The organism is Lautropia dentalis (assembly GCF_003892345.1).
Lineage (GTDB): Bacteria > Pseudomonadota > Gammaproteobacteria > Burkholderiales > Burkholderiaceae_E > Lautropia > Lautropia dentalis.
In genome coordinates, this window is record NZ_RRUE01000001.1 from 1,722,796 (window position 1) to 1,744,002 (window position 21,207).

General features: G+C 67.2%; 14 protein-coding genes and 1 tRNA gene. 8 read left to right on the plus strand and 7 right to left on the minus strand.

What is annotated here, in order from left to right; all coding sequences use genetic code 11:
- Window positions 1–287 precede the first annotated feature (287 nt).
- The 4 genes from EHV23_RS06675 to EHV23_RS06690 all read right to left on the minus strand — a co-directional run bounded on the left by EHV23_RS06675 (window position 288) and on the right by EHV23_RS06690 (window position 7,793).
- On the minus strand, window positions 288–1,850 hold the full coding sequence (locus EHV23_RS06675; protein ID WP_125095242.1) for an efflux transporter outer membrane subunit: 1,563 nt from the start codon (window positions 1,848–1,850) through the stop codon (window positions 288–290).
- Entirely contained in the window at window positions 1,834–5,019 is a 3,186-nt protein-coding gene (locus EHV23_RS06680; RefSeq protein ID WP_125095243.1) for an efflux RND transporter permease subunit, read from the minus strand. Before EHV23_RS06680 ends, EHV23_RS06675 begins: the two co-directional genes overlap by 17 nt.
- An 11-nt stretch (window positions 5,020–5,030) precedes the next feature.
- Window positions 5,031–6,431, minus strand: coding sequence for an efflux RND transporter periplasmic adaptor subunit (locus tag EHV23_RS06685; protein WP_238990309.1), 1,401 nt, complete (start codon window positions 6,429–6,431; stop codon window positions 5,031–5,033).
- A 408-nt stretch (window positions 6,432–6,839) separates the two neighbouring features.
- Window positions 6,840–7,793, minus strand: a complete 954-nt coding sequence (locus EHV23_RS06690) for an inositol monophosphatase family protein (RefSeq protein ID WP_125095244.1) — start codon at window positions 7,791–7,793, stop codon at window positions 6,840–6,842.
- A 153-nt stretch (window positions 7,794–7,946) separates the two neighbouring features.
- On the opposite strand from EHV23_RS06690, the gene EHV23_RS06695 reads away from it, so the two are divergent.
- A complete protein-coding gene (locus tag EHV23_RS06695; protein ID WP_238990310.1) occupies window positions 7,947–8,759 on the plus strand; it encodes an RNA methyltransferase in 813 nt (270 codons plus the stop codon).
- 100 nt (window positions 8,760–8,859) lie between these two features.
- Here the strand turns inward: EHV23_RS06695 and EHV23_RS06700 are convergent, their stop codons facing one another.
- The 3 genes from EHV23_RS06700 to EHV23_RS06710 all read right to left on the minus strand — a co-directional run bounded on the left by EHV23_RS06700 (window position 8,860) and on the right by EHV23_RS06710 (window position 11,258).
- On the minus strand, window positions 8,860–9,666 hold the full coding sequence (locus tag EHV23_RS06700) for a UDP-2,3-diacylglucosamine diphosphatase (RefSeq protein ID WP_125095246.1): 807 nt from the start codon (window positions 9,664–9,666) through the stop codon (window positions 8,860–8,862).
- A gap of 3 nt (window positions 9,667–9,669) precedes the next feature.
- Window positions 9,670–10,266, minus strand: coding sequence for a peptidylprolyl isomerase (locus EHV23_RS06705; protein ID WP_125095247.1), 597 nt, complete (start codon window positions 10,264–10,266; stop codon window positions 9,670–9,672).
- 197 nt (window positions 10,267–10,463) lie between these two features.
- Entirely contained in the window at window positions 10,464–11,258 is a 795-nt protein-coding gene (locus EHV23_RS06710; protein WP_125095248.1) for a tetratricopeptide repeat protein, read from the minus strand.
- A 158-nt stretch (window positions 11,259–11,416) separates the two neighbouring features.
- Between EHV23_RS06710 and cysS the strand changes: the two genes are divergently transcribed.
- The 7 genes from cysS to EHV23_RS06745 all read left to right on the plus strand — a co-directional run bounded on the left by cysS (window position 11,417) and on the right by EHV23_RS06745 (window position 21,207).
- Window positions 11,417–12,961: a cysteine--tRNA ligase gene (gene cysS, locus EHV23_RS06715; RefSeq protein ID WP_125095249.1), complete on the plus strand. Its 1,545-nt coding sequence runs from the start codon at window positions 11,417–11,419 to the stop codon at window positions 12,959–12,961.
- 269 nt (window positions 12,962–13,230) lie between these two features.
- Window positions 13,231–14,196, plus strand: a complete 966-nt coding sequence (locus tag EHV23_RS06720; protein ID WP_125095250.1) for an acetyl-CoA carboxylase carboxyltransferase subunit alpha — start codon at window positions 13,231–13,233, stop codon at window positions 14,194–14,196.
- Window positions 14,197–14,342: 146 nt separating this feature from the next.
- Complete coding sequence (gene tilS, locus EHV23_RS06725; protein WP_125095251.1) at window positions 14,343–16,745, plus strand: tRNA lysidine(34) synthetase TilS; 2,403 nt, start codon at window positions 14,343–14,345, stop codon at window positions 16,743–16,745.
- Between the two features lie 115 nt (window positions 16,746–16,860).
- Entirely contained in the window at window positions 16,861–18,141 is a 1,281-nt protein-coding gene (locus EHV23_RS06730) for an aspartate kinase (protein WP_125095252.1), read from the plus strand.
- A gap of 336 nt (window positions 18,142–18,477) precedes the next feature.
- Window positions 18,478–18,570 (plus strand) — tRNA-Ser (locus EHV23_RS06735).
- 170 nt (window positions 18,571–18,740) lie between these two features.
- Window positions 18,741–19,397: an NAD(P)-dependent oxidoreductase gene (locus EHV23_RS06740; RefSeq protein WP_125095253.1), complete on the plus strand. Its 657-nt coding sequence runs from the start codon at window positions 18,741–18,743 to the stop codon at window positions 19,395–19,397.
- Window positions 19,398–19,515: 118 nt separating this feature from the next.
- Window positions 19,516–21,207, plus strand: coding sequence for a formate--tetrahydrofolate ligase (locus tag EHV23_RS06745; protein WP_125095254.1), 1,692 nt, complete (start codon window positions 19,516–19,518; stop codon window positions 21,205–21,207).

The window sequence follows — 21,207 nt, forward strand, 5'->3', positions numbered from 1 at the left end:
GGCCGGCGAGACCAAAGGGGCCAGGCAGAGAGGGTGGTTGCTGGCGGCGCCGGTCTCCGCCTGATGGCGCGAGGAAGGGGGCAGACATGATGAGGCCCGGAAGGCGGAAGCCGCTTTCCGGGCCGGGAGAGGCTTCTCGCGGGGGAGAAGCCAGCGTGTCATGAGTCCATCACGCTTCAGGAACAGGACCGGCACGCCCTGGCATTACGGGCAGGGGCCGTCCGGTGCACAGTCCCCTGGCACGGGTGATGCCCGTGTGCCGTGGGGGACCATGCCGCCGGGTGGGCTTACTTCCAGCCGCCGCCCAGCACCTTGTACAGCTCGACCAGGTTCTGGCGCTGCTCGGCGCGGGCACTGATCAGCGACTGCTGGGCCGTGAAGTGCGAGCGCTGGGCATCCAGCACGTCGAAGTAGCTGGAGACACCGCTCCTGTAGCGCAGGTTGGCCAGCTCCAGACGTTCCCCTTCGGTCTTGACCAGGCTCTTCTGGGCGTCGAGCTGCTCGATCAGGCCACGGCGGTTGGCCAGGGCATCCGACACTTCGGAGAAGGCCGTCTGGATGGCCTTTTCGTAGTTGGTGATGGCGATCTTCTGGTCGACCCGGGCCACGTCCAGATTGGCACGGTTGCGGCCGTAGTCGAAGATCGGCAGCACGGCCGCCGGGTTGATGGTCCAGATGAACTTGCCGTGGTTGAAGAGGTCATCCAGCTGCGAGCTGCCCATGCCGGCCGTGGCCGTGAGGGTGATGCGCGGGAAGAAGGCTGCCCGCGCCGCACCGATGTTGGCCTCGGCCGAGCGCAGCTGCAGTTCCGCCTGGCGGATATCGGGGCGGCGTGTCAGCAGGTCCGACGGCAGGCCGGCCGGAACCTCCTCCAGCTCCACGTGATTTTCGTGGGTGTCGACCGACAGCAGCTCGGCTGGTGGCTGCTGGCCCAGCAGCAGGACCAGCGCATCGTAGGCCGTGTCACGCTGGCGTTGCAGCTGGGCCAGAGTGGTGCGGGCCGTGTAGACCAGCGAGTCGGCCTGCTTGGCATCCAGATCGGAGGCGGCACCATTGCGGTACTGCAGCTGGGTGAGCTTCTGCGACTCCTCGCGGGTCTTGAGCGTGGCGCGGGTCAGTGCCAGCTGCTCGTCCAGCGACTGCAGGCCCAGGTAGGCGTTGGCCACACCGGCCACCAGGTTGATCTGCGCGGTGCGCTGGGCCTCTTCCGTGGCCATGTAGGTGGCCAGGGCGGCATCGGTCAGGTTCTTGACCCGGCCGAAGAAGTCCAGCTCGTACTGGGTGATGCCCAGTCCCAGGCTCAGCGTGCTGGTCTGCTGCCCCGTCAGGATGCTGGGTTCCCGCTGCAGCTGGAAGCTGCCGTTGACGCTGGGCAGGCGGTCGGCCCGCTGGATGCGGTAGGCCGCCTGGGTGCGCTCGACGTTCAGCGCCGCCAGCCGCAGGTCACGGTTGTGGTCCAGGGCAATCTGGATGAGCTGCTGCAGGGCCGGGCTGACGAAGAACTGCTTCCAGCTGATGTCGGCTGCCGCCGCAGCGCCGGTGACGGCCGTGTTGCCGGCGCCGGCCTTATGGCCGTCGGCTGCCTGGCCTGCGGCACTGGCCGGCCGGGCATGGGCGAACTCGCCAGGCACCGGTGCCTGCGGGTTCTGCGGGGCCGGGGCCAGCGTGCCGCAGCCGGCCAGCACCAGCAGCGAGGCCAGCAGGCCCAGCCGTGCGGGCTGGCGCCGGCCACCGGCGTCATGCGCGGCATGTCCCGCCTGACGGGCCGGGCCCGAGGCGCCCCGCAGGGCGGTGCTCACCGGAGCGGCGGGGGTGGACAGGGCCACCGAACGATCAGTATTGATTGTCATGGGAGATGCGCTCCGGTTGCTTTTTGGGTTGTGCGCCGGTTTCACCCCGGCGGAACAGCCACATCACGATCACATAGAACATGGGCACGAACATCAGGCCCAGCACGGTGGCGGTGATCATCCCGCCGGTCACGCCGATACCGATGGCCTTCTGACTGGCCGAGCTGGCCCCGGTGGCCACGGCCAGCGGGATCACGCCCAGCGTGAACGCCAGCGAGGTCATCAGGATGGGGCGGAACCGCAGGTGGGCAGCCTGCAGGGCAGCCGCCACCACCGACTTGCCGTCCCGTTCATGCAGTTCCTTGGCGAACTCGATGATCAGGATGGCGTTCTTGGCCGACAGACCGATGATGGTGATCATCCCCAGCTTGAAGTAGACGTCGTTTTCCAGTCCGCCCCAGGTGGTGGCCAGGATCACGCCCAGCAGGCCCAGCGGCACCACCAGCATGACCGAGAACGGGATCGACCAGCTCTCGTACAGGGCTGCCAGACAGAGGAAGATGGCCAGGATCGAGAAGGCATACAGCGTGTAGACCTGATCCCCGGAGCGTTTTTCCTCGAACGAGATGCCCGTCCATTCCAGCGAGAAGCCCGCCGGCAGCTGCTTGACGGCCTGTTCCAGCTCGGCCATCAGCTGGCCGGTACTGACGCCCGGTTTGGGGTCGGCATCGACGCGCATGGTGGGGTAGCCGTTGTAGCGCACGGTCTGCATGGCGCCCATGGCCCAACGCACGCTGGCAAAGGACGAGAAGGGCACCGGCTGGCCGGAGGAGTTGAGCACGTTCAGCTTCAGCAGGTCCTCGGGCAGCATCCGCGCCGGTGCGTCGGCCTGCACGATCACACGCTGCAGACGCCCGCTGTTCGGGAAGTCGTTGATGTAGCTGGAGCCCAGCATGGTGGACAGCGTGCTGCTGATGGAGGCAAAGGGCACGCCCAGGGCGCTGGCCTTGTTGCGGTCGATGTCCACCTGCAGCTGCGGGGCGTCTTCCAGACCGTCCGGACGCATGGTGGCCACCCCGGAGTTCGGGTTGGACAGCACCATGCCCATCAGCTGGTTGCGGGCCGCCAGCAGGGCCTCGTGACCCTTGCTGCCGCGGTCCTGCAGGCGGATGGCCACACCGTTGCCGCGACCCAGCTCGGAAATGGCCGGTGGGTTGAGCGGGTAGATGAAGGCGTCACGGATGGTGGCCAGCTGCCGGAAGGCGCGGCCGGCCAGGGCGGTGGCGGACTGTCCTTCACCCTTGCGCTCATCCCAGTTCTTGAGCGGCACGAAGGCAAGGCCGGCGTTCTGGCCGCGGCCGCTGAACGAGAAGCCCAGCACGCCCACCATGTGGTCGACCTCGGGCTGCTTCAGCATGTAGTCCTCGATCTGGCTCATCACGGCCTTGGTGCGTTCCTGCGAGGCGCCGGCCGGCAGCTGCACGTTGACGATGATGTAGCCCTGGTCTTCCTGGGGCAGGAAGCCGGTGGGCAGGCGCATGAAGAAGAAGCCCGTCACGCCGATGATGACGGCATACAGCAGCATCCACCAGCCGGAGCGGCGGATGATCTTCGCCATGCTGCTCTCATAGCGCTTGGCCGACGCGGCAAAGCCTCGGTTGAACCAGCCAAAAAAACGACTGAAAAGACGGCTGAAGAATCCCCTTTGAACATGATGGTGGCCGGCTTCGACGGGCTTGAGGAACGAGGCGCACAGCGCCGGCGTCAGCGACAGCGCCATGAAGGCCGAGAAGCCGATGGAAGTGGCCATCACGGCCGAGAACTGGCGGTAGATGTTGCCCACGGCGCCGCCGAAGAAGGCCAGCGGAATGAACACCGACACCAGCACCACGGTCACGCCGATGACGGCGCTGGAGATCTGGCCCATGGCCTTGAGGGTGGCCTCCTTCGGTGGCAGTCCCTCTTCGCTCATGATCCGCTCGACGTTTTCCACCACGATGATGGCGTCGTCCACCACGATCCCGATCACCAGCACCATGCCGAACATGGTCAGCACGTTGATCGACATGCCCAGTGCCAGCAGCACGCCGAAGGTGGCCAGCAGCGTGACCGGCACGACGATGGTCGGGATGAGGGTGTAGCGGACGTTCTGCAGGAAGATGAACATCACGATGAACACCAGCACGATGGCTTCCACCAGGGTGTGGACCACCTGTTCGATCGAGATGTCGACGAAGCCCGAGCTGTCGTACGGGATCTGGGCCTTCACGCCCTGCGGGAAGTACTGGGACAGCTCGTCCAGGCGTTTCTGCACGGCGCGGGCGGTGGCCAGCGCATTGCCGCTGCTGGAGAGCTGTACGCCGATACCCACGGCCGGCTTGCCGTCCAGGCGGGCGGAGGTGGCATAGCTCTGCGAGCCCAGTTCGATGCGGGCCACGTCCTTCAGGCGCACGGCGGCACCGTCGGTGGCCGAGCGCAGCACGATGTCACCGAAGCCTTCCACGGTGTTCAACTGGCCTGGGGCTACCACGGTGGCAGTCAGCGTCGTGCCGGGGGTGTTGGGCAGCTCGCCGATGGCACCGGCCGAGATCTGCACGTTTTGCGCCTGGATGGCGGCGTTCACGTCGGCGGCCGAGAGCTTGTAGTTCTCGAGCTTCGACGGATCGAGCCAGATGCGCATCGAGCGCTCTGCACCGAACTGCTGGGCACTGCCCACGCCGTCGACCCGCTGCACCTCGGGCAGGATGTTGCGGGCGGCATAGTCACCCAGTGCGGTGGTGTCGAAGGACGGATCGTCCGACGACAGCATGACGAACATCAGGAAGTTCGACCGCGACTTGTCGACCGACACCCCCTGCTGCGTCACCGCCGAGGGCAGGCGCGGGGTGGCCTTGGACAGGCGGTTCTGCACGTCCACCTGGGCGAGGTCCTCGTTGGTGCCGTTCTCGAAGGTGAGCGTCAGCGTACCGGTGCCGTTGGCCTGGGCCACGGCTTCCATGTACATCAGGCCCGGCGAGCCGTTCATTTCGCGCTCGATGACGCTGAGCACGGAGTCTTCCAGGGTCTGGGCGGAGGCACCCGGGTAGGTGACGCTGACCTGGATGGTGGGGGGCGCCACCTTCGGATATTGCGAGATGGGCAGCTGGGTGATCGAGACGACCCCGATCACCATCAGGAAGAGGGCGACGACCCACGCGAAGATGGGGCGGTGAATGAAGAATCTGGCCATGAAGCTGCCTCTTATTTGCTGTCGCCGTGACCGTCAGCACCCTGAGCCTGCTGCTGGGCGTCCTGACCCTGCTGTTGCTGCTGGCCCTGCTGCTGCTGGCCCTGCTGCTGCCCGGCTGCGCCCGGCTGCTGCGCAACGGGGGGCTGGCCGGGTTGCCAGGGTACGGCGATGACCTTGGGTACGCGCATCATCTCGACCAGCTGGAAGCCATCGACCATGACCTGGTCACCGGCCTTCAGGCCACCGACCACCACCCAGTTGGTGCCCTGGGCGCCACTGATCTGCACCGGAACCTGCTTGCGGGTGGCTGCCGGTACCTGCCGTTTCTGGCCGGTTTTCGGGTCCGGCATCTCGACCGTGCCGGCCGGTTCGACGAGGGTGACCAGGTCGCCCTGGGCGGTGCGGGTGACGGCCTGCTGCGGAATCAGCACGGCTTCGGGAATCTGCGCCTGGTCGAGCAGGGCACGCACATACATGCCCGGCAGCAGCGTGCCGTTGGGGTTGGGCACCTCGGCGCGCAGGGTGACCTGGCCGGTGCTTTCGTTCACGGTCAGGTCGGTGAAGAGCAGCGAGCCCTTCTCGCCGTATTCGCGTCCGTCGTCGAACTGGATGCGTACGGCGGCGCCTTCACCCCCTTCGGCATGCTTGAGCTTGCCACTTTCCAGACCGGCCTTCAGGCGCATGACGGCCGAGGCGGGCTGGGTGATGTTGACGTAGACCGGGTCGATCTGCTGCACGGTGGCCAGCGGCGTGGCGGCCCCCTGGCCGACCAGCGCGCCCTCGGTGACCAGCGCCCGGCCGATGCGGCCGCTGATCGGCGAGGTGACGGTGGCGTAGGACAGGTTGATCTGGGCCGTCCTGAGGGCGGCACGGGCCACGCCGATGTCGGCCGCTGCCTGCTTCTGGGCGGCCACGGCATCGTCATAGTCCTGCCGGCTGACGGCGTTGGCCTTGATCAGCGGGGTGTAGCGGGTGACCTTCTGGGCGGCCAGCTTCTCGGCCGTGATGGCCCGGTTCAGCGAGGCCTGGGCACTGTTGACGGCAGCTTCCAGCGGGGCCGGATCGATCTGGAACAGCTTCTGGCCGGCCTCCACGTCCGAGCCTTCCTTGAACAGCCGTTTTTCCAGGATGCCGGCGGCGCGGGCGCGAATTTCGGCCACGCGCGAGGCTTCGACACGGCCGGGCAGGTTTTCGGAGATGCCCACCGGGGTGAAGGTCACCTTCAGTACGCCCACCGGCAGGGCGGGCGGTACCTGGCTGGCGGCGCCGGCCTCCTGCTGCCCGCCGCCCTGGTTGCAGGCGGCAAGGGCGGCCAGCGCGACGCTGATCACAAGGGCTTTGACGGCATGGCCCGCCGGGCGGGTCATGCGCTTCTGGCGGCCATCCTGCCGCGCGTGAGGGGCTTGTTTCATGGAAAAACAGGTTCAGCGAACGAAGAGGCCGGAGGAGAAAGCGTCAATGACCGGTGAGTCATTTTCCGGCGTGGGTTGGGGAGTCTAAACCAGTCGTGGGCCGTTGGGGTATTCCGGTGTGCAACAGTGTTTTGCCGACAACGCCCGGTTGACGGTCCGATACTGGCTGAAAATTGCGCCAGCGCGGTCTGGCCGACCGTGCTGGTATCGTGGGTAAAGGGGGGGAGAGATGAAAAGCGGGGATGGAAAGGCAGAGATGGAAAGCAGGATCGGGAGGGCCGGCACAGCCCGGGTAAGATGGGCCGCTACCGGCTGCCGTGGGCTGTGCTGGCTGCCGGGTGGGACGGCAGCCAGGTTGCCGCGGTTGTCGTGACCGTGCATCCGGCAAATGCACCGGACTGGTGCGGGTCAGTCCTGCCCGGTTTTGGCGTCCGGGGCCTTGCCGGCGTCATCGGTGCGCGGACGGGCACGCAGCTTGCGGCGCGGGGCGGCAGCGGGTGCCGTGGCGTTACCATCGGCCGTGCCTGTGCATGCTGGGGCGGGGGCATCGCCCTGGGCGGGCTGCAGCAGGGCCACCAGCTGCGAGAACAGCTTGGGATTGCCGGCCAGGGCCTGGCCGGCGTCCAGATAGCCGGCCTCGCCGCTGAAATCGCCCATCAGGCCACCGGCCTCGGTGACCATCAGGCTGCCGGCAGCCATGTCCCATGCTTTCAGGCCCCGGTCGAAGAAGGCATCGAAGCGGCCGGCGGCCACATAGGCCAGATCGAGCGCGGCCGAACCGGTGCGGCGCATCACGGCGCCCTTGTCGACCAGCGGACGCAGCATACCCAGATGGGCATCCGGCGTGCGGGCACGACGGAACGGAAAGCCCGTGCCGAGCAGGGCATCTTCCAGCCGGAAGCGTTTGGTCACGCGGATGCGGCGGTCGTTCAGATAGGCGCCGCGGCCACGGGTGGCGGTGAACAGCTCGTTGCGGTTGGGGTCGAAAATGAGCCCCTGCGTGACCTGGCCGCGTTCCATCAGGGCGATGGAGATGCAGTAGTGCGGCAGCCCGTGGATGAAGTTGGTGGTGCCGTCCAGCGGATCGATGATCCAGAGATGCTCGACGTCGCGCAGCGGGGTGTCGTGCGAGGCGAAACGGCCGGGCTGGAAGCCGGATTCTTCGGCGAGAATGGCATGGCCGGGGTACGCGCCGAGCAGCGTTTCGATGATGGCGGCCTCGGAGGCACGGTCCACCTCGGTGACGAAGTCGTTGCGGTCCTTGCGGGTGATCTGCACAGTCTCGATGTCGACACTGGCGCGCGTGATCAGCCGGCCCGCCTGCCGCGCAGCGCGCACGGCAACGTTGAGCATCGGATGCATGGGGTATTCTGTGAAAGAAAGAACGATCCCTGTATTCTACAACAAATGACCGAGCGTTCAGCACACCTTTCCGGTTCCTCGAGGGGCTCTTCGGGCAGTGTTTCGGGCGATTCTGCGGGCAGTTCCCCGGCGAGCTTCCCGGGCAGCGCTTCCGTGGCACCAGCCGCCGGGCACCGGCGCCTTGGGGGGCATCCGCAGCAGTGGCTCGATGCCTGCCGTTTCGTGCTGGTCTCGCCCAGCCTGAATGCCAACATCGGGGCGGCCGTACGCGCGATGACCACGATGGGGCTGTCCGATCTGGTGGTGGCCGCGCCACGGGATCCAGACTTTCATGCCGATCCGGCGGTGCATGCGCTGGCGGCGGGCGCCCAGGCCCGGGTGGCCCGGGTGGGGCGTCGTGACAGTCTGGAGGCGGCACTGGCCGATTGCCAGCTGGCCGTGGCCGTCAGTGCCGAGGGGCGGGAATTCGGCCCGCCTCCCGAATTTCCGGGGCCGCTGTGCGCGCAGGTACTGGATGAACTGGCGGCGGGCCGGCTGGCGCGCGTGGCCTTCGTGTTCGGCACCGAACGCACGGGGCTGAGCGTGGACGAGATGCGGCGCTGCCAGCGCTGGCTGACCATTCCGGCCGATGCGGCCTACAGTTCGCTGAATCTGGCGCAGGCCGTGCAGATCGTGGCCTTTTCGCTGCGGCAGGCGGTGCTGGCGCGGGAGCAGGCCGGCGCGGGAGAAAGGGCGGGTGAAGCAGGCGGCGAGCCGCTGGCCAGTCTGGGCGCCGTGGAAGGGCTGCTGCAGCATCTGGAGCGCAGCCTGACGGCGCTGGGCACGCTCGATCCGGCCCGGCCGCGCCGGCTGATGCCGCGGCTGCGGCAGCTGCTCGGTCGGGCACAGCCGACGGCACCCGAGGTGGACCTGCTGCGGGGCATCTGCCGCGATATCGACCGTGTCACAGCCCGCAGGGGTGACTGATACAAGCCTGGTGGCGAGGGCAGGGACGGCGTGCCGCAGGGACGAATGCGTCCATGACACGCTTCAATGCTGCATCGGGGGTCTGGTGCTGCACCAGCCCTCAGCCGGCTTCCTGGCTGCTCGTGGTGGCCGGCAGCGCCATCCCCTCGGCAAACGACATGACCGTGCCGCGCCCCTGGGGGGGCGCCTGTTCCGACCAGTCGCTCAGCACCCAACGGGTGCGTTCGGTGCCCTGGTGCAGCCAGCGGTGCAGCGCGGGGCGGTGGGTGTGGCCGTGTACCAGCAGTGCACAGTCGTGGGCATCCATCATGTCATCCACGGCCTGCGGGTTCACATCCACCAGCAGGGTGCCCTGCTGGGCCTCGTGGCTCTGGGTGCGCAGCGACTGGGCCAGTGCGATGCGCTCCGGCACCGTGCGGGCCAGCAGCTGCGCCTGCCAGGCGGGCTGGCGGCACTGCCGGCGCCACTGCTGGTAGGGCACGTCGTCGGTGCAGAGCAGGTCGCCATGCGACAGCAGCACCCGCTGGCCGCCGATTTCCACCACGGTGGGATCGGGCAGCAGGGTGGCGCCGCAGCGCTGGCTGTAGCGCGGGTGGTCCGGCTGGCCCGGCAGCGGGGCATCCAGCAGGAAGTCCCGGTTGCCGTGCATCAGGAAGGTGGTACCTCCGGCCTGGCCGAAGGCATGCAGCACCTCGGCCAGCTTCTGCGCCGAGGGACCCACGGCATCGTCGCCGATCCAGTATTCGAACAGGTCACCCAGCAGGAACAGCGTGGTTTCCGGTGCGGGCAGGCGCTGCAGGTGCGCCGACAGATCGGCCAGAAAACGGGTCGTCAGGGCCGGGTGGCGGTCATCCAGGTGCATGTCCGAGGCGAACAGCACCTGGCTGGGATCGGCCAGGCGCAGCACGGATCAGATCCGCTCGACCGATTCGATGATCACCGGCTCGACCGGCACATCGCCGTGCATGCCGGCACGGCCCGTCTTGACGCCGGCGATCTTGTCCACCGTGTCCAGACCTTCGATGACCTTGCCGAACACGGCATAACCGTTACCGTCCGGTTGCGGATAGTTCAGGCCGTTGTTGTTCACCGTGTTGATGAAGAACTGGGCCGTGGCCGAGTTGGGCACGCTGGTACGGGCCATGGCGATGGTGCCGCGGTCGTTCTTCAGGCCGTTGCGCGATTCCAGTTCGATGGGCTCGCGGGTTTTCTTCTGTGACATGTTCTTCTCGAAGCCGCCGCCCTGGATCATGAAGCCAGGGATCACGCGGTGGAAGATGGTGTCGCTGTAGAAGCCGTCATCCACGTACTTCAGGAAGTTGGCCACCGTCTTCGGGGCCTTCTCGGGGTACAGCTCGATCACCACATCGCCCAGCGAGGTCTTCATGCGGACCTTCGGGGCGGCGCCGGCGGCGCTGCCATCGGCGGGCGCAGACATCAGCAGGGCGCCCGTGAGCAGCGCAGCCAGCGGGGACAGCAGGGAGTGGGGACGGGAAAACAGGGACATCGAACAGCTCCTCAAAAAAGACGGATATTCAGAAAGGGGCGCGCATGACAGGAGGGGATGCGCATGACGAATGGTCGCGCGTGACTGTGCGGGCAGTGCCTTGAAACCATCGGGGATTCTGCAGTCCTGCCCTGCGCGCTCAGAAGAGTTTCGTACGAACGGGCAGCTTCATGACACGGCAGCTTCATGACACGCGCTCAGTGTGAGTCGCCACTGGTGGCCGTGGCCGGTTCCACCAGGGCATCCAGTGCCTTCAGGCGCACGGCACGGGCCGGGCTGGGGGCCAGCTTCTCGGCCTGGCGCCAGCGCTGGGCAGCCAGCTGCAGGTACAGATCACCGAGGTTCTGGTAGGCCACCACATAGTCGGGCACGGCGCGGATGGCTTCCTCCAGGGCATCGCGGGCGCCCTCCAGACGGCCCTGCGCGGCACGCACCACGGCCAGGTTGTTGTAGGGTTCGGGCAGCTCGGGGTATTCCTCGATCAGGCTGCTGAACTCGCGTTCGGCATCCGGCAGCCGCTTCAGCTGAAAGAGCGCCAGGCCCTTCAGGAAGCGCAGCCGGGCATCGCCGGGCGCCTGCTGCAGCGCCTGCTCGGCCATGGCCAGTGCACGTGCCGGATCCTTGCGGTTCAGTGCCGCCTGGGCCTGCCGGCGACGCTGCTCGAGGATGGTGCGTGCGTCCGGTGTCTGGCCGCCCTGGTTCAGCGGCGGGGGCTCGTCGGCCGCATCGCCAGCGTCGGTGCCGGCGGCAGAGAACGCGGCACGGGATGCGGACGTGCCGGCCGAGGCACGGGAGGCCTGTGCGCCGGAAGCCTCTCCCTGCAGCGACCGGGCGCCATCGGCGGCGTCATCGACCGTGGTGTGGGCGGCGCTGATGGCGCTGTCCACCTGCTGGGTGGTCGGGCCGGCTGCAGTGGCCATGCCAGCCACCAGCAGGGCTGGCAGCAGGAGCAGCCGGGGCAGGGCAGAGAACGGCAGGGAAGGTGAACGCATGAGAAAACCCAAAAATGGCAAGACCACCGGAACCGGCGCATCCGGCACGGTGCCGGCAGCGCATGCCCGCGCACTGCCGGGTGAACGGCCGCCGCGTTAAACTCTGCATTCTAGTATCTTCCGCCCGTCCGTTTCATCCGATTGTCCCTGCCGCCACCATGCCCGCGACACTGAAGCTCTACAACACCCTCACCCGACGCAAAGAAGCCTTCGAACCCCTGCACGCGGGCAAGGTGGGGCTGTATGTGTGTGGCATGACGGTGTATGACTACTGCCACATCGGTCATGCCCGCATGCTGGTGGCCTTCGATGTGGTGCAGCGCTGGCTGCGCGCACGTGGCTATGAGGTCACCTATGTGCGCAACATCACCGACATCGACGACAAGATCATCCGTCGTGCGGTGGAGAACGGCGAGACCATCGGCAGCCTGACTTCCCGCTTCATCGCCGCCATGCAGGAAGACGAGGCCGCACTCGGCATCCAGCGCCCGGACCTCGAACCGCGCGCCACCGACTACGTGTCGCAGATGCTCGACCTCGTCGGCCTGCTGGAGAAGCACGGCTATGCCTACCGCGCCGACAATGGCGACACCCTCTTTCGTGTGCGCCGCTTTGCCGGCTACGGACGCCTGGGCGGCAAGAGCCTCGACGACCTGCGGGCCGGCGAGCGCGTGGCCGTGGCCGCCGGCAAGGAGGATCCGTTCGATTTCGTGCTCTGGAAGGCGGCCAAGCCGGACGAACCGCCCGAAGCCTGCTGGCAGAGCGACTATGGCCGCGGTCGTCCCGGCTGGCACCTCGAATGCTCGGCCATGTCCACCCGCCTGCTGGGGCACCAGTTCGACATCCACGGTGGCGGTGCCGACCTGCAGTTCCCGCACCACGAAAACGAAATCGCCCAGAGCGACGCAGCGTACTTCCCCGAGGGCGGCAGGAGCTTCGTCCGCTACTGGCTGCACAACGGTTTCGTGCAGGTCGATGGCGAGAAGATGTCCAAGTCGCTGGGCAATTTCTTCACCATCCGTGACGTGCTGCAGAAGTTCGACGGCGAGGTCATCCGCTATTTCATCGTTCGCTCCCACTACCGCAGCCAGGTCAACTATTCCGATGCCGGCCTCGACGACGCGCGCGAATCGCTGCTGCGTCTCTACAACGCCCTGTCGCCGGACTGGAACGGGGCAGACCCGGCGGGCGCCGGTGCCGAAGCAGAGAAGGGGCAGCGGGCAGGTGGCACGGCGGCTGGCCAGCAGGCCGATGGCATGCAGACCGGCGAACGGCAGCCGGGGGCGTTGCGCACAGCGGGCGCTGTGGCCCCGGTCGACTGGTCGGAGCCCCGGGCTGCGCGCTTTGCCGAAGCGATGGACGACGACTTCAACACGCCGGTGGCCGTGTCCATCCTGTTCGAGCTGGCCACGGAACTGAACCGCACCCGCGACCCCGCCACCGAGCGCCAGCTGCGCGGCCTGGCGGCCGTGCTGGGCCTGCTGGGGCAGGATCCGGCCACCGTCCGCCGCAACGGCCTGCACGGCGCCGCGCCGCAGGAGGGGCAGCTCGACGATGCCGCCATCCAGCAGCTGGTCGATGCCCGGCTGGCCGCCCGCAAGGCCCGCCAGTTTGCCGAGGCCGATGCCATCCGCCAGCAGCTGGCCGAGGCCGGCATCGTGCTGGAGGATGGCCCCGGCGGCACCCAGTGGCGACGTGGCTGACCCCTGTTTTTTGTCCTGACATACCGCGTTTCCGTGTACGATAGCCCCCGCCAGCCAGTACGGGCCCGAAGCCGTGCCCCGACAGCCCTTCGGTGCTGCCGGGCTGCCAGGGGGGCTCTGCAAAAGTCCTGCGGCACTTTGGCTCCCCCTGCCCGGGCGATCCTGGGCCCAGGGCGCCGCAGGACTTTTGCAGAGGCTCTCCGGGCCGGGACACGAAGACGAAACGTTTCACGGCGCGATTTCACCGCAGCGCCCACCGACAAGCCGCCATGAAGACCACCTATCTGGATTTTGAACAACCGGTCGCCGAACTCGAGAGCAAGATCGAGCAGCTGCGCTTCGTGCAGGGCGACTCGGCCGTGGACATTGCCGAAGAAATCGACCGGCTGCGCACCAAGTGCGACAGCAAGCTGAAGGATCTCTACGAAAAGCTCTCCCCGTGGCAGACGGCCCTGGTGGCGCGCCATCCGCAGCGCCCCTACACGCTGGACTACATCCAGGCGCTGATGACCGACTTCCACGAGCTGCATGGCGACCGTGCCTTTGCCGACGACCCGGCCATCGTCGGTGGCCTGGCCCGCTTCGATGGCCAGAGCGTCATGGTCATCGGCCACCAGAAGGGGCGTGACGCCAAGGAGCGCACCTACCGCAACTTCGGCATGCCGCGCCCCGAGGGCTACCGCAAGGCCCTGCGCCTCATGAAGCTGGCCGAGAAGTTCGGCCTGCCCATCATCACCCTCATCGATACCCCGGGTGCCTATCCCGGGGTGGGCGCCGAGGAACGCGGCCAGTCCGAGGCCATTGGCCGCAATCTGCTCGAAATGGCCGCCATCGAGGTGCCCATCATCAGCATCGTCATCGGCGAGGGCGGCTCGGGCGGGGCGCTGGCGCTGGGCGTGTCCGATGTGCTGATGATGCTGCAGTACAGCGTCTATTCCGTCATCTCGCCCGAGGGCTGTGCGGCCATTCTCTGGAAAAGTGCCGACAAGGCCTCCGAGGCGGCCGAGATCATGGGCATCACGGCACCGCGCCTGAAGGCCCTGGGCCTGATCGACCAGATCATTGAAGAGCCCGTGGGCGGTGCCCACCGTGATCTGGTCAGCATGGTCTCCCGCATGCACCCGGCCATCACCGAGGCGCTGCGCCAGTTCTCCAGCATGCGTCCGGCCGAGCTGGTGCGTCAGCGCCAGAAGCGCATTGCCGACTACGGCAAGTTCCGCGAGGTGACGGCCTGAGCGGTTCACCGCCAGAAACGGGCCCTGCCCGTGACGGGGCGTCCGGTGCGGGCGCCCCGGCGCTCTCACAGTCTGCGGCCGCACATGACGCAGCGCCTTCATCCGGGCCGGCGTCTTCAGCTGAAACAGCGCCTTCGCCCGAAACGGTGCCTTCACCTGAAACGGCGTCTTCACCCGAAACGGCGTTTTCGCCCGAAAAGGCGCTGCTGGATGCCCTGACCCGTGCGGGGCTTGGCTCGGGCCAGCGTGTGCTGCTGGCCTGCTCCGGCGGCCGGGATTCCCAGGTGCTGATGCACGTGGCGGCGGTACTCCGGCCGGCCGTGCGGCCCGTGGTGGCGCACGTGCACCATGGTCTGCAGCCCCATGCCGACGACTGGCTGCAGTTCTGTGCCGATGAAGCTCGCGTACTGGGGTTGCGCTTCCTGGCCCGGCGGCTCGATCCGGCCACCCGTCCGCCTCTGCAGCGCCCCGGCAGCCTCAGCGGGCTGGAAGCCTGGGCACGCGAAGGGCGCTACCGGGCACTGGCCGACATGGCTGCGGCCGTGGGCGCCCGCGTGGTCATCACCGCCCATCATGCCAACGACCAGCTCGAGACCGTCGAGATGCGCCGGCGCCGCGGCAGCGGGGTGCTGGGGCTGGCCGGCATGCGCGAGCAGGCACCGCTGCCCCACGCCCCGGCCGGGTACCGGCTGCTGCGGCCCTTTCTGTCCCTGTCGCGGGCGCAGCTGGCGCACTGGGCCGAGACGCATGGACTGCAATGGGTGGAGGACCCGTCCAACCAGGATCTGCGCTTCACCCGCAACCGCATTCGCGATGCGCTGGACCGCCAGCTGCAGGATGAACCGCAAGCCCTGCCCGGCGGGCTGGCCGCCGTCGGCCTGTTCCAGCAGGCGGCGGACCGGCTGCTGGCGCAGGCGGCCGCGGATGTGGCCGCAGCCACGGTCCATGTCACGCCCCGGGCCGGGCGCCGCACCGGACTGCCGGCCGGCGTGCCCCAGGGACTGCTGGTGGCCGCAGCGCCGGTGCAGGCCACGCCGCCGGACAGTAGTCTCGACCTGACGATGCTGCTGGATGCGCCGTTGACGGTGGATTTAGCCTCTGCAGAGGCAGGGGCTGAGGCTGGGGCTGGGGCTGGGGCCGAATCAGGGACCAGTACAGGGGCAGGGGACGCGTTGCCGCTGGCCCGGCCATCGCTGGTGGACGGGTCCGTGCCGGGCGAGGGCCTGCCCCCGGCCATGGTCCTGATGCCTCCGCCGGCGGCTCCCCTGCTGCTGTCGCGGGCGGCGCTGATGCGCCTGGACAGTGCCCGCCGTGCCGAGGCGCTGCGCTACTGGCTGGCGGCGCTGGGCTGTCGCATGCCCAGCCGTCACAAGCTGGCAGAAATCGAGCGCCAGCTGCTGCTGGCCGCCTCCAGCCAGGCCATCGTCCATCACGACGGCATCGGGCTGCTGCGCTACCGGGACCATATCGGCCGCCTCCCCGAAGTGGCGCCCATCATGCCCACCCGTTTCCAGTGGCAGGGCGAGCGTTTCATCGACCTGCCGTCCGGCCGGCTGTACATCGATCCGGTCCCGCCGGGCGGGGAGGAGCGCTGGCGGGAAGTGCCGGAGGCGCTGGAGGCTGCCGGGCAGGAGGCTGCCATGCAGGAATCAGCCGTGCAGGGGTCAGCCGTGCAGGGGTCAGCCGTGCAGGGGTCAGCCGTGCAGGGGTCAGCCGTGCAGGGGTCAGCCGTGCAGGGGGCAGCCATGCAGGGGGCAGCCATGCAGGGGGCAGCCATGCAGGGATCTGCGAGGCAGGGGTCTGCGGGGCAGGGGTCTGCGGGGCAGGGATCCGCGAGGCGGGACCGGGCCGGGCATGCCGGCATTCTGGTGTCGGACGGAGGGCGTGTGGGCGTGCTGGGCAGCTGGCTGCGCCGCACGCCGCTGCTCATCGACCAGGGCCGCGGCGGTGACCGCCTGCGTGTGCATCCGCAGGGCCCCAGTCGCAGCTGGAAACACCTGATGCAGGCGCGTGGCATTCCCACCTGCCTGCGCCCCTGTCTGCCGGTGCTGCGGCTGCAGGAGGTGCCGCGGGGGGATGGGCAGCAGGGCAGGCTGCTGTTTGCCGCTCCCTTCGGGCTGCTGGCGCCGCTGGCGCAGCGGATGTCCGCGATGGCTCCATTTCCCGCTGGAAACACGCTGTCACATGATCGTTCTGCGGGCGTGGCGTCGGGCCATTGCGGGGATGTGCACCCGCCCGACCGTTACGGGGGCGGGCAACCACCTGGCCTTTACGGGGATACCCAGCCGTCTGAGTGTTCCGGGGATACCCAGTCGCCTGAGTGTTTCGGGGATACCCAGCCGCCCGATCATTCCGGGGACGCACGGCCGCCCGATCGTTCCGGGCACGCCCGGTCGACTGATCGCGCCGGGGACAGCATTCATCCGCCCGGTGAATCGGAACCATCACCTGCGATGCATCCGGACGCAGAAAGTGTTGGGAATGCCGGCGAGGACGCCGTATTTACCCTGAGCTGGCAGGCCGATGACGCTTTGCTGTCGTGGCTCTGACTTATAATCCGTGCTCTTTTTTACAAACCCGGGACATGCTGAACATCGGCGGCGGCGTACAGGCCTCTGAACGCTTGCAGCCGGGCATCGGTATCCCCCAGCTGGATCCACATCAATGGCGCTCATCGTACACAAATATGGCGGTACCTCGATGGGGTCGGTCGAACGCATTCAGAACGTGGCCCGGCGGGTTGCCAAGTGGCATCGCGCCGGACACCGGATGGTCGTCGTCCCCTCGGCCATGGCAGGTGAAACCAACCGGCTCATCGACCTGGCCAAAGCCATTCAGGCCGAGCCGGACCGCCGCGAACTCGACATGCTCGCCTCCACCGGCGAACAGGCTTCCGTGGCCCTGCTGGCCATGGCGCTGAAGGTCGAGGGCGTGGACGCCATCAGCTTCACCGGCTGGCAGGTGCCCATCGTCACCGACAGCGCCTTCACCAAGGCCCGCATCGAATCCATCGACGACCATCGTGTCCGCGAGCACCTCGACCAGAACCGCGTGGTCATCATCACCGGTTTTCAGGGCATCGACCACGCAGGCAACATCACTACCCTGGGCCGTGGCGGCTCCGACACTTCGGCCGTGGCCGTGGCGGCTGCCATCAAGGCGGATGAGTGCCTGATCTACACCGATGTCGACGGGGTCTACACCACCGACCCGCGCATCGTCTCCGATGCCCGCCGTCTCGACCGCATCACCTTCGAGGAGATGCTCGAAATGGCCAGCCTGGGCAGCAAGGTCTTGCAGACCCGCTCGGTCGAGTTCGCCGGCAAGTACAAGGTCAAGACCCGCGTGCTCTCCAGCCTCACCCCGCCCGACATCGCGCTCGACAAGGAAATGAACTCGGGCACGCTGATCACCTTTGAAGAAGAAATGGATGGAACCCACATGGAGCAAGCCGTCATCTCCGGCATCGCCTTCCAGCGCGATGAAGCCAAGATCACCCTGACCAAGGTCCCGGACGTGCCCGGCGTGGCCTCCCGCATCCTCGGTCCCGTGGCCCAGGCCAACATCGACGTGGACATGATCGTCCAGAACCAGGCGGTCAACGGCACCACCGACTTCTCCTTCACCGTCAACCAGAACGACTTCAAGCGCGCCCTGAAGGTGCTGGAAGAACAGGTCGTGCCCACGCTGGGGGGCGGGGAAGTGACGGGCGATCCGCTGATCGCCAAGGTCTCCATCGTCGGCCTGGGCATGAAGAGCCACGCCGGTATCGCCTCGCGCATGTTCGAATGCCTGGCAAAGGAGGGCATCAACATCCGCATGATCTCCACCAGCGAGATCAAGACCTCCGTGGTCATCGAGGACAAGTACCTCGAACTGGCCGTGCGTGCCCTGCACAAGGCCTTCGGCCTGGAAGGCGCGCCGGTGGAAGAGGGCGGGGCCTGATCCGGTCAGGACGCAGTTCCTGCCTGCGGGGGCTGTCGTCGCAGTGGATGTTGCAGGCCCGCAGTGGCGTTTCATGCTGGGCTGTTCCCGTTCCGATCCTGTTCCATGGGGCGGTACATCTCTGGGCTGGCCGGCCGATGTCGGCCACGCTTTCAGGCATCCAGCCACAAAAAAGTTGGCAGCTGCTTGAAATTTTTCCTTTTTTCTGACATCATCACTCCTTTCTGACAGGCATCGCATTACTGGTGCCTTTCAGCGAAAGTACAGACTGGCGTTTTCTGGCGCTGCCCCTGCGGCAGCGCATACAACAGAAGGCATCGGCGCTGTTCTTTCACCGGAGACGTGACCGAGAGGCCGAAGGTGCTCCCCTGCTAAGGGAGTGTTTGCTCAAAAAGCGAACCGTGGGTTCGAATCCCACCGTCTCCGCCAGATACCGCCCGGAAGGTTTTGCGGCTTTCCGGGCTTTTTTGTGTCTGATGGTTTTACGGTACACACGGCTGGCTTATCATGGGATCAGCGGGGCGCCATGTCGGTGCCCATCCAGAACGTCGCAGCGTCCCTGGCGCTGCTGCACGACCTCAACTCACAAGGAGCATCCCATGCGAGTCGCCGTCATTGGTTCCACTGGTTATGTTGGCAGTGCCGTCGTGAAGGAGCTGGCCGATCGTGGCCACGATGTCACCGCCTTCGCCCGCAACACCGACAAGGTGCTCAGGCACCCCAACGTCGAAGCCCAGCATGCCGACGTGCACAGCACCGCCTTCCCCGAGCAGCTCAAGGGCTTCGGGGCCGTGGTCAGTGCCTTCAACCCGGGCTGGGGCAACCCCAACATCGGCGTCGAATTCACCCAGGGCTACGACAGCATTCTCGAAGCGGCCAAAAAGGCCAACGTGGCCTACCTGCTGATCGTCGGCGGCGCCGGCAGCCTGTATGTTGCGCCTCACAAGCAGCTGATCGACGCGCCGGACTTTCCGAAGGAAATCTACGACGGTGCCAACGCCGCCCGTCACCTGCTCGACCGTCTGCACAGCCGGGGTGACCTGAACTGGGCCTTCATCTCGCCCCCGGTCCGCCTGGGGGCCGATGCCGGCTACAGCGAGGAGCGTACCGGCAAGTACAAACTGGGCAAGGATGACGTGCCGATGAACGATGACGTGCCCGCTGGCATCAGCGTGGCCGACCTGGCCGTTGCCATTGCCGACGACATCGAGAAGAAGGCGCACCTGAACCAGCGCTTTACCGCCTACTCGGTCTGATACCGTCAGGGGCGCGCAGGAAGATTTGCACACATTAACCTTTCTGCGTCATCATGTGGGCATGGTTTCGGCCGCCGGCCGATCATCCGTTTCCGGCCATTTTCCAGCGAAACATCCCATGCCCACCGACATCGAGATCGCCCAGCGGGCCAACCTGCAACGCATTGGCGCCATTGCCGCAAAGGCCGGCATCCCCGACGATGCCGTCGAGCCCTACGGTCATTACAAGGCCAAGATCTCGCTGGACTGGCTGGCGCAGCAGCACGCCCGGCCGGGTGCGAAGCTGGTGCTGGTCACGGCCATCAGCCCCACGCCGGCGGGCGAAGGCAAGACCACGGCCACCGTCGGTCTGGGTGATGCGCTGAACCGCCTGGGCAGGAAGACGATGATCTGCCTGCGCGAGCCCTCGATGGGGCCGGTTTTCGGCATCAAGGGCGGGGCAGCCGGTGGCGGCCATGCGCAGGTGGTGCCGATGGAAGACATCAACCTGCACTTTACCGGCGACTTTGCGGCCATCGCCCAGGCGCACAACCTGCTGGCGGCGGCCATCGACAACCATATCCATCACGGCAACGCGCTGGGTATCGACCCCACCCGCATCCGCTGGAAGCGGGTGATGGACATGAACGACCGTGCCCTGCGCAGCACCGTGGTGGGGCTGGGCGGGCCCATCAACGGACAGCCGCGCGAGGATGGCTTCGACATCGTGGTGGCCAGCGAGGTGATGGCCATCTTCTGCCTGGCCACGTCGCTGGCGGATCTGCGCATGCGGCTGGGCAACATCGTTTTCGGTGTGGACCGGCAGGGCATGCCGCTGCGTGCCCGCCAGCTCAATGTGCATGGTGCCATGACGGTGCTGCTGCGCGACGCCATCAAGCCCAACCTCGTGCAGACGCTCGAAAACAATCCGGCGCTGGTGCATGGCGGCCCCTTTGCCAACATCGCCCACGGCTGCAGCTCCGTCATTGCCACCCAGGCCGGGCTGAAACTGGCCGATTATGTCGTCACCGAGGCCGGATTCGGGGCCGATCTGGGCGCCGAGAAGTTCCTCGACATCAAGTGCCGCAAGGCGGACCTGTGGCCGGATGCCTGTGTCATCGTGGCCACCGTGCGCGCGCTCAAGTACAACGGTGGGGTGCCCGTGAAGGAACTGGCCACCGAAAACCTCGACGCGCTCAAGAAGGGCCTCGTCAATCTGGAGCGCCACGTCGACAACATCACCGGTGCCTTCGGGCTGCCAGCCGTGGTGGCCATCAACCGTTTCGACGCCGATACCGACGCCGAACTGGCGCTGATTCGCGACGCCATGCGTGCCCGTGGCGTGGACGTGGTGCTGGCCGAGCACTGGGCAAAGGGCGGGGCGGGGGCCGAGGCCCTGGCGCAGGAAGTCATCCGGCTGGCGGAGCAGGGGGGTGCTGTGCCCGGCCATGGCAGGACGCCCCATTTCCTGTACCCCGACGACATGCCCCTGTGGGACAAGCTGCGCACGGTGGCCACCCGCATCTATGGGGCGGCCGACATCGTGGCGCCCGCCAAGGTGCGCAAACAGATCGATGAGTGGCAGGCACAGGGCTATGGCAGTTACCCCATCTGCGTGGCCAAGACGGCGGTCAGCTTTTCGGCCGACCCCACGCTGCTTGGTGCACCCAGCGGTCACACCGTCAATGTGCGCGATGTGCGCCTCTCGGCCGGTGCGGGCTTCATCGTGATGATCTGCGGCGACATCATGACCATGCCCGGCCTGCCGAAGGCACCGTCGGCCGAGCGTATCGACATCGGCCCGGATGGCAGGGTAGTGGGGTTGTTCTGA

What these genes read in the sequence shown, in the direction of transcription:
- EHV23_RS06720 (WP_125095250.1), top strand. Translation starts at nt 13,231, where the DNA reads ATGAAGACCACCTATCTGGATTTTGAACAACCGGTCGCCGAACTCGAG.
- EHV23_RS06745 (WP_125095254.1), top strand. Translation starts at nt 19,516, where the DNA reads ATGCCCACCGACATCGAGATCGCCCAGCGGGCCAACCTGCAACGCATT.
- EHV23_RS06705 (WP_125095247.1), bottom strand. Translation starts at nt 10,266, where the DNA reads ATGTCCCTGTTTTCCCGTCCCCACTCCCTGCTGTCCCCGCTGGCTGCG.
- EHV23_RS06690 (WP_125095244.1), bottom strand. Translation starts at nt 7,793, where the DNA reads ATGCATCCGATGCTCAACGTTGCCGTGCGCGCTGCGCGGCAGGCGGGC.
- EHV23_RS06675 (WP_125095242.1), bottom strand. Translation starts at nt 1,850, where the DNA reads ATGACAATCAATACTGATCGTTCGGTGGCCCTGTCCACCCCCGCCGCT.
- EHV23_RS06740 (WP_125095253.1), top strand. Translation starts at nt 18,741, where the DNA reads ATGCGAGTCGCCGTCATTGGTTCCACTGGTTATGTTGGCAGTGCCGTC.
- EHV23_RS06680 (WP_125095243.1), bottom strand. Translation starts at nt 5,019, where the DNA reads ATGGCCAGATTCTTCATTCACCGCCCCATCTTCGCGTGGGTCGTCGCC.
- EHV23_RS06685 (WP_238990309.1), bottom strand. Translation starts at nt 6,431, where the DNA reads ATGAAACAAGCCCCTCACGCGCGGCAGGATGGCCGCCAGAAGCGCATG.
- cysS (WP_125095249.1), top strand. Translation starts at nt 11,417, where the DNA reads ATGCCCGCGACACTGAAGCTCTACAACACCCTCACCCGACGCAAAGAA.
- EHV23_RS06710 (WP_125095248.1), bottom strand. Translation starts at nt 11,258, where the DNA reads ATGCGTTCACCTTCCCTGCCGTTCTCTGCCCTGCCCCGGCTGCTCCTG.
- EHV23_RS06730 (WP_125095252.1), top strand. Translation starts at nt 16,861, where the DNA reads ATGGCGCTCATCGTACACAAATATGGCGGTACCTCGATGGGGTCGGTC.